The sequence below is a fragment of the Nitrosomonas communis genome (genome assembly GCF_024102715.1).
Taxonomy (GTDB): domain Bacteria; phylum Pseudomonadota; class Gammaproteobacteria; order Burkholderiales; family Nitrosomonadaceae; genus Nitrosomonas; species Nitrosomonas communis_B.
On the sequence record NZ_JAGFJM010000087.1, the window covers coordinates 1 to 7,498 of the forward strand.

The following is a 7,498-nucleotide window of genomic DNA, read 5'->3' on the forward strand; positions in this document are numbered from 1 at the left end:
TTACAAATTGGCGTCATGATTGATCGCTCTGGCAGGAGCGAGTAGGCAAGGCACAGATAGCCATTCGGGTATGTTCTGGTTGCCCGCTGATCCCGATGCTCTTTAATTAGGAAATCAAAATAATGAGTGAATCTATGCATATCGTTTGCCCGCAATGTGATGCCATCAATCGTATTCCTGCTGTGCGGCTGGGCGAAGGACCGAAATGCGGCAAATGTCACCAGCCACTGTTTAATGGCCATCCTATGGATTTGACAGCATCCAGCTTTCAGCAACATATCCGCCATAATGATATTCCGCTGCTGGTAGATTTCTGGGCGCCCTGGTGCGGCCCCTGCAAAATGATGGCGCCTCAATTTGCTCAGGCTGCTAGTCAGCTGGAACCCAAAGTGCGTCTGGCCAAGGTCAACACCGAGGTTGAGCAGATGCTAGGTGCTCAGTTTGCTATTCGCAGTATCCCAACGCTGGTGCTGTTTCAGCATGGGCGTGAGGTGGCGCGTCAGTCGGGTGCCATGGGGGCGCCAGACATTTTAAGGTGGACACTGAGTCATCGTTGATGTAAGAGTTCCTTTGATTCGCTTAAAGGATGGTTTTTTCATAATATCTGGAGCGGGTGAGGGTGAGTAAGATAACGAAAAAATGTGTAATCGAAATGGAAGCGCCTGAAAACTTATTGTATCTGTCCCGCAGAACGCTTGAGAGCCTGACCGTTACCACAGCAGATGTCATCGAAAGTATTGAGCACCTTCTGCGCGGACGCAGACAGTCACAAGTGTGGAATGCGCCAAAGGCTGTCATTACGCCACCGGATGGCAGATATATGATGGCGACATTGTCTGCAACTGATGATCCACCCTTTCTAGCTGTGAAGTCGCTCGTTCTCAATCCACGCAATCGGGAACAGGGTCTTCCTGACATTAACTCATTGGTCACTCTTCTTGATAGCAATACGGGTTTGCCACTGGCTGTCATAGATGGGAACTGGATTACGGCAGTGCGCACGGCAGGGCTGAGTGCAGTTGCTGCCAGACGACTGGCAAAATCTGATGCCTCGATTGCTGCATTCATTGGTTGTGGAATTCAGGCACGCAGTCATTTGCAGGCCTTTGCTACCCTGTTTCCATTGAAAGAAATCCGGGTATTTGGTCGTGGCAGCGTAAACCGTGAGGCGTTATGTCAGGCGGCGGAAAAGCTGGGCCTGTCAGCAGTTGCCAGCAGGAGTGCGCAGGAAGCAGTGAGCGATGCCGATCTGGTGATTTCAACCGTCACACTTTCGCCTGAGCTGGTTCCCTTTCTTGATGCACGTTGGCTGAAGCCTGGCGTGTTTGCCACGGCGGTTGACTTGGCTACATCCTGGGTAAAAGACAGTCTGCCTGCATTCGATCGCATTGTCATTGATGATCTCGAACAGGAAGCGCAGATGCCGACACCGCTGGTTGATCCAGAACTGGTCAAAGGTGATCTGACCGGTCTGGTTAATGGTGATATCGCTGGGCGCTGCTCAGATGAAGAGAAAACTGCATTTATTTTTCGCGGTCTGGCCCTGGGGGATCTTGCGCTGGCGGCACTGGCATACCAGCGCGCTTGCCTATCATCGAAGGGAGTGGAAATTGAACGTTAGTGGCAGGCAGTCTGAAAAAGAGCGCTGCAAAGGAAAGTCATGCTTTATTGCGATTGTTTGACTGATAGAAATGATTGGAAGTACGATAAATTATGCTGCGGCGCGCCAGCCATTTTTCCACTTCGACTGCAAGTAATACGATCCACGGTACTGTACAGCAGAATATGAGCTCTTCCATTGATAACGGTGCAGTATGAAAGATGTGATTAAACACGGGAATATAGATCACGCCTAGCTGTAACATAAAGGTTAGCACTATTGCGCCAATCAGGGTCTGATTCGTCAACCAGCCGATTGTAAACAATGATTGTGTTTCCGAGCGGATTGCCAGGACATGGACCAACTGCGCAAACGTCAGGACAGTAAAAACCATCGTCTGCCAGTTCTCGACATTATTTTGCAAAGCCCATGCTTGTGTGAACAGCGACAGTGCGCCAATCAACAGGCCGATCCATAACATATGCTGCCACATGCCATGCGCAAAAATACTTTCTTGCGGGTGTCGCGGCAATCGCTGCATGATACCATGCTCTGCGTTCTCCTGTGTCAATGCCAGTCCCGGCAAGCCATCGGTAACCAGATTGATCCATAAAATATGAATCGGCAGTAACGGTATGGGTAGGCCGAGAAACGGCGCCAGAAATAGCGTCCAGATTTCACCTGAGTTACTGGTCATCGTATATTTGATGAACTTGCGGATATTGTCGTAAAGTCGTCGTCCCTCACGGATGGCACGCACTATCGTGGCAAAGTTATCGTCCAACAGTACCATATCTGCAGTTTCACGTGCGATATCTGTTCCTTTTTTACCCATCGCGATGCCAATATCGGCTTTTTTTAATGCTGGAGCATCATTTACTCCATCCCCGGTCATCGCAACATACTCACCGCAATGCTGCAATGATTGTACCAGGCGGATTTTTTGCTGTGGTGACACGCGTGCATAAATTCGTATGTGTTTTACGCGCTCGACCAGTTGTTGATCGGTGAGATGTTCGAGTTGTTTCCCCGTGATGACGTCAGCCTGATCCTGCGTCAGGCCAATGCGCTCTGCAATCGCGCGCGCAGTTTCCGGATGGTCGCCGGTAATCATGACAGGCGTGATGCCAGCTTGGTAGCATTCTCGGATTGCTGTTTGAACTTCATCACGCGGCGGATCCATCAGCCCCACCAAGCCGAGAAACGTTAATCCTTGTTCTACACTGTTAGCATCAATGTGCTCTGGTAACGCTGTCCAGTCGCGATAAGCGTAGGCAATGACCCGGTAGCCGCCTGTGGCCCAACGATTTGCAACGTCAAGTATTGCAGCCTGATGGAGTTGCCCTTGGATAGGATTGATACACTGTGTCAATACTTGTTCTGGTGCCCCTTTAGTGATGGCAAGCAGCCGCTGCTCGCCTTGGTGAAAAGTGGTCATGCGCTTTCTGTCCGAGTCAAACGCGATCTCGGCGACGCGCGGCCATGTCTTGTTCAACGCTTCATTAACGATGCCGGCATCGAGTGCTGCCTGCAGCAGTGCAATCTCGGTCGGATCCCCGATCAGTTTACCAGCCGGGCTTTTTTCTACATCGTGGTTCAGTGCTAGCGCATGGGCAAACAGCTTCACTTCAGATTGGTTATCAGCAAGGGAGGGGAACGAGTGGTATTCAATACCGGCTACATAAAATCGTTCCGCATGCATGATGTTTTTGGTTAATGTTCCTGTCTTATCAGAACAGATAAAAGTGACTGATCCTAAGGTTTCTGCTGCTGGCAAACGCCGCATCAGTGCATGCTGGTGTACCATGCGACGCGCACTCAGCGCGAGCGAAATCGTCACGACAGCCGGCAGTGCCTCGGGAATTGCTGCAACGGCGAGGCTGACTGCAGTCAGAAACATCAAGATGGTATCTTCACCGCGTAATAAGCCAGCCATGAAGATAATCATGCAAATTGCTAATATTGACAGCGCCAGCTTGCGGCTAAACACGGCAAGACGTTTTTGTAGAGGTGTTTTCGGAATCGTTTCGCCGCCGAGCAAGGACGCGATTTTACCCAGCTCGGTGAGCATCCCGGTGGCTGTTACCACGCCTATGGCCCGTCCGCGTGTGGTAATGGTGCCGCGAAACAGCATATTATGCCGCTCGGCCACGATCGCATTTTTGTCCTGCATGGAAACGATTGCTTTACTGACTGGCACAGACTCACCCGTCAGCGCCGCTTCGTCAACCTCAAGATCCATTGCTTCCAGCAGGCGAATATCTGCTGGAACTATATTGCCGGCTTCCAGTAACACGATATCGCCGGGCACGAGTTCTGCTGCAGTCAGTAAATGAGTGAGTCTCTCACGCCGTACGCGCACCATCGTGCGTACCATCCGTTTCAAGGCCGCTACCGCTTGCTCGGCACGGAATTCCTGCACGAAACCAATCAAGGCATTGAGAATGACGATAACAATGATCGTAATCGCATCGGTGATTTCTCCTACTACACCAGCCACGATGGCTGCTGCGATAAGGACGATAATCATAAAATCGGTGAACTGATCAAGTAGCATGCGCCACCAAGAGCGTCCTGCCGTTTCCACCATTTCGTTAGCACCAAATTTCTGCCGCCGACGTGCGACTTCTTCTGACCTCAATCCATCGGCTGGGACAACTTCCAGCAACGCGCAGACGTTCTCGGCATCCAGCACGTGGAAGGCTTGGTCTTCGGGTATGTCGGCAGTACTCATAGGTTTTGCAGAATAATAAGGTGTTATTGCTATTGGCCGCTTTTTTTACCTATTCTATAGTCATCGTACTTCAAAATTCGGCATTAATACCTTCTCCCGCGGGGAGAAGGTTGGATGAGGGATTATGAAAACCAAATTTTGAAATACGATGAGTATAACAGGCTGTCGAAAAACTATTCGTGTTACCGTTGCAGTGTTAAGAGCTGGCTCAAAATGCTCGTTTATCAAACATAAACTCCGTTCCTTTTGCCTATTTGTACCTTGAAATATGTTTTTTCAACGACCTGCTAAGCTGTTTGCTACTCATATTATGACCAAGAATATTTACCTATGGTTATGGTTGTGACGGCATAAATTGAAATTAAAACACATGTTCAATCTGCTGCAATAACACCATATTGACCCTTCATTTTGATGAGCGTAAAGTGATGGCAAGGATAGTCTGAGATTTAATCCTTCTCAATTTCGCGTACTTATCCACTAACTAGGGAGAATGCTACCATGCCTGAATACCCTATACTTCCGGCTCGGCACTTAACAGGCGCTGTCCGGCTTATTTATCCAGCGCCGCCAAGATTAGTCACAATGGAATCGCCAGCGCTCGAAATTATGACTGATTTGCGGCATATCCATATTGCTGAAATCCAGCCACATGCAACCATGGAGTCAGCCAATGTGTACATGATGCAACGCGGCGTGCGCTCATTGTTTGTATTGAATGATGATTATCTTTTGCAAGGTGTGATTACCGCTTCTGATATTCTCGGTGAGAAGCCGTTGCGTTTTATTCAAGAACGGCGTGTGAAACACAGTGAGATTCTGGTATCGGATATCATGACACCACTTGATTGTTTGGAAGCGATTCCCTTCGAGGAAGTGCAGCATGCCAAAGTCGGGCATGTGGTTGCTAGTCTGCGTGAAGCTGGCCGGCAGCATACCTTGGTAATGGAAGAAGATGTCGAGGGCGGTCTATTAATATGTGGGATTTTCTCATTGACGCAAATCGAGAAGCAACTGGGCATAGCTATTCCGCTTACAGAAATTGCCAAGACCTTTGCAGAGATTGAAGCGACATTGACTCATTGAGGGCAGATAAGCTTGATTCAGGCTGCACGATACATAGAAGGTGCTGATCTTTGCTTAGCGCCTTCAGTCTAAAAGCGAGTGCATAGTCTTCTGGTAAATTACCGGTATGAAACTGTGCATCCTTTTCCTGCATGTACAGTTGCGCGCTGCAATTCTATATGCAAGGTAGCCGTGAAATTGCCACATAGGGTTTTTGGTTGAGAGCAAATGATCCATTAGCCAATTCGCAACGGCACTTCGAGAAAAATATCCTAAAAATGCTGTTCGTTTAGAGGATATAAAAAGACAAATTGATGAATGATAAGAGAGCAAAATGGCGATCGACAACATGAATCATTTTACCGTACTGACCAGTGATCTGGAAAAGAGTAAGGCCTTTTATATTGATGTGCTTGGGTTGAAGGAAGGGTATCGCCCGCCCTTTGCTTTTCCTGGTGCCTGGCTTTACGCTGGTGACCAGGCCATTTTGCATATCATCGCCGGCAGGCCTTTACCGGCAGATGCACAGGGCGTGATTGATCACATGGCGTTTACTGCGTCCAATCTCCAGTCAGTGGTGGATATATTAAGCTTGCACGGCATCGCGTTCAAATTGCACCGGCTCGTAGGTGAACAAACATGGCAGCTTTTTTGTCACGATCCAGATGGGGCGAAAGTAGAACTTGATTTTGCGGCGAGTGAACCGGAACCAAAGATGACTCTTGCTTAGGCTGGTTCGAATCAGCATATGCTTGCGGTGAATACTTTGTCGCATTGCATGACGACCAACTCCTCGCTTGTTTGTCCAGATTCGTGCGTTGGATAATAATAGCGGGGAGCGGTCGCTGCGCCATGTTCAAATCAGGATGCAGGATATTTTTACAGACGATGTGTAGAGTCGCGCTTTTCCTCATCGCATAACGATTATTTAAATCATTTCAGATCACTGTGGAGTAGTGGCAGTAGTTTTGGCGAAGTCGCCAGCCTTGACTACTGTCAGTTTGCTGAAATCGAGATGTTTGCGCAATGCTGTCAGAATCGATTCAGGCGTGAGTGCTGCAATGCTGGCTTCAAATTTGATATCCCACTGCATTGTGCGGCCACGTGTCAGATAATTGGCTAGGCGTGCAGCAAGTGACCTATCCTGGCCTCGCGCGACACGCCGTGCTTGTAGATAGCCTGCCTTGGCCGTTTCAACTTCTTCTGCAGTGAAACCTTCTTTCATGACGCGTGCCAGTTCTTCCTTTACAGCTGACTCGATACGTGCACGGTTTTCCGGGGCATAGATGGCGTATATGTTAAATTCACCCTGCTCATCGAAAGCACTGGCTGAGAGTGTCGAGGCAACATTATAGGATAAGCCTTCCTGTTCACGGATGCGCCGCCATAATCTTGAGTCAGCTGAGCCTCCGAGCAGGTAATTGCCTACGATCAGCGCAGGATAATCAGGATTATCATCACGCAATCTGAGATTCATGCCGGCTTGAAATACGGCATTGGCTTTGTCTGGTGTTTCAAGGTTCTGATTGATGGGCGTGATGTCTTGGTAAGGCACAGGAATGCGCTGGTAAGGACGTGGGCTTTTCCAGTCATCAAACAGCTGCTGCATGAGTTGGGTAATTTCTGCCGGCTCAAAATCACCGACGATAGAAAAATCACCATCGGAAGCGCCAAATAACTCCTTATGACATTGCTTTACTTTGTCCAGAGTCAGTGCATTGAGGCGTTCGATGCGCTCTTCCAGTGTAGGGGTGTAATGCCAGTGAGAAGCGGGATAAGGGGCGAGATGACGCTCCATGAGCACGCTTGCCTGGGAATCAGGTTCACTTCGTCTGCTTTCGATCGACGACAGCATTGCCAGTTTTAGCTGCTCAAACTCATTCTCAGGAAAAACCGGTTCGCGCAGAACCTCGGCCACCAGCCTGAGAGTATCAGGTAGATTTGCGCGAACTGTTTCAATGGTTATACCTTCAATACTCACGTTGATCTGTGCTTTAAGCCTGTCGAATGTGTCGCGTAATGCTTCGCGCGTATGTTGCTTCGTACCGCGCATCAACATGGCGCTGGTATCTTCACACGCTGTGGCCCGGTTTTGCATG

6 protein-coding genes are annotated in these 7,498 nt (G+C 49.1%); 4 read left to right on the plus strand and 2 right to left on the minus strand.

Features of this window, described 5'->3' with window-relative positions:
- The first annotated feature begins 122 nt into the window (after positions 1-122).
- Positions 123-557 carry a thioredoxin TrxC gene (gene trxC / locus J5I83_RS08385; protein WP_304054916.1) on the plus strand — a complete coding sequence of 145 codons (435 nt, stop codon included), beginning with the start codon at positions 123-125 and terminating at the stop codon, positions 555-557.
- A 62-nt stretch (positions 558-619) separates the two neighbouring features.
- Positions 620-1,621: an ornithine cyclodeaminase family protein gene (locus J5I83_RS08390; RefSeq protein WP_304054917.1), complete on the plus strand. Its 1,002-nt coding sequence runs from the start codon at positions 620-622 to the stop codon at positions 1,619-1,621.
- 37 nt (positions 1,622-1,658) lie between these two features.
- Here the strand turns inward: J5I83_RS08390 and J5I83_RS08395 are convergent, their stop codons facing one another.
- Entirely contained in the window at positions 1,659-4,334 is a 2,676-nt protein-coding gene (locus J5I83_RS08395; RefSeq protein WP_304054919.1) for a cation-translocating P-type ATPase, read from the minus strand.
- Positions 4,335-4,835: 501 nt separating this feature from the next.
- Between J5I83_RS08395 and J5I83_RS08400 the strand changes: the two genes are divergently transcribed.
- Both J5I83_RS08400 and J5I83_RS08405 read left to right on the plus strand, forming a co-directional pair.
- Positions 4,836-5,420, plus strand: coding sequence for a CBS domain-containing protein (locus tag J5I83_RS08400; protein WP_304054921.1), 585 nt, complete (start codon positions 4,836-4,838; stop codon positions 5,418-5,420).
- Positions 5,421-5,733: 313 nt separating this feature from the next.
- The gene (locus tag J5I83_RS08405; protein WP_304054924.1) at positions 5,734-6,129 is read left to right on the plus strand and encodes a VOC family protein; all 396 of its coding nucleotides are present in this window, start codon (positions 5,734-5,736) and stop codon (positions 6,127-6,129) included.
- A gap of 213 nt (positions 6,130-6,342) precedes the next feature.
- Here J5I83_RS08405 and J5I83_RS08410 read toward each other — a convergent pair.
- On the minus strand, positions 6,343-7,498 hold a 1,156-nt coding region (locus J5I83_RS08410; RefSeq protein ID WP_304054925.1), incomplete at its 5' end, for a pitrilysin family protein.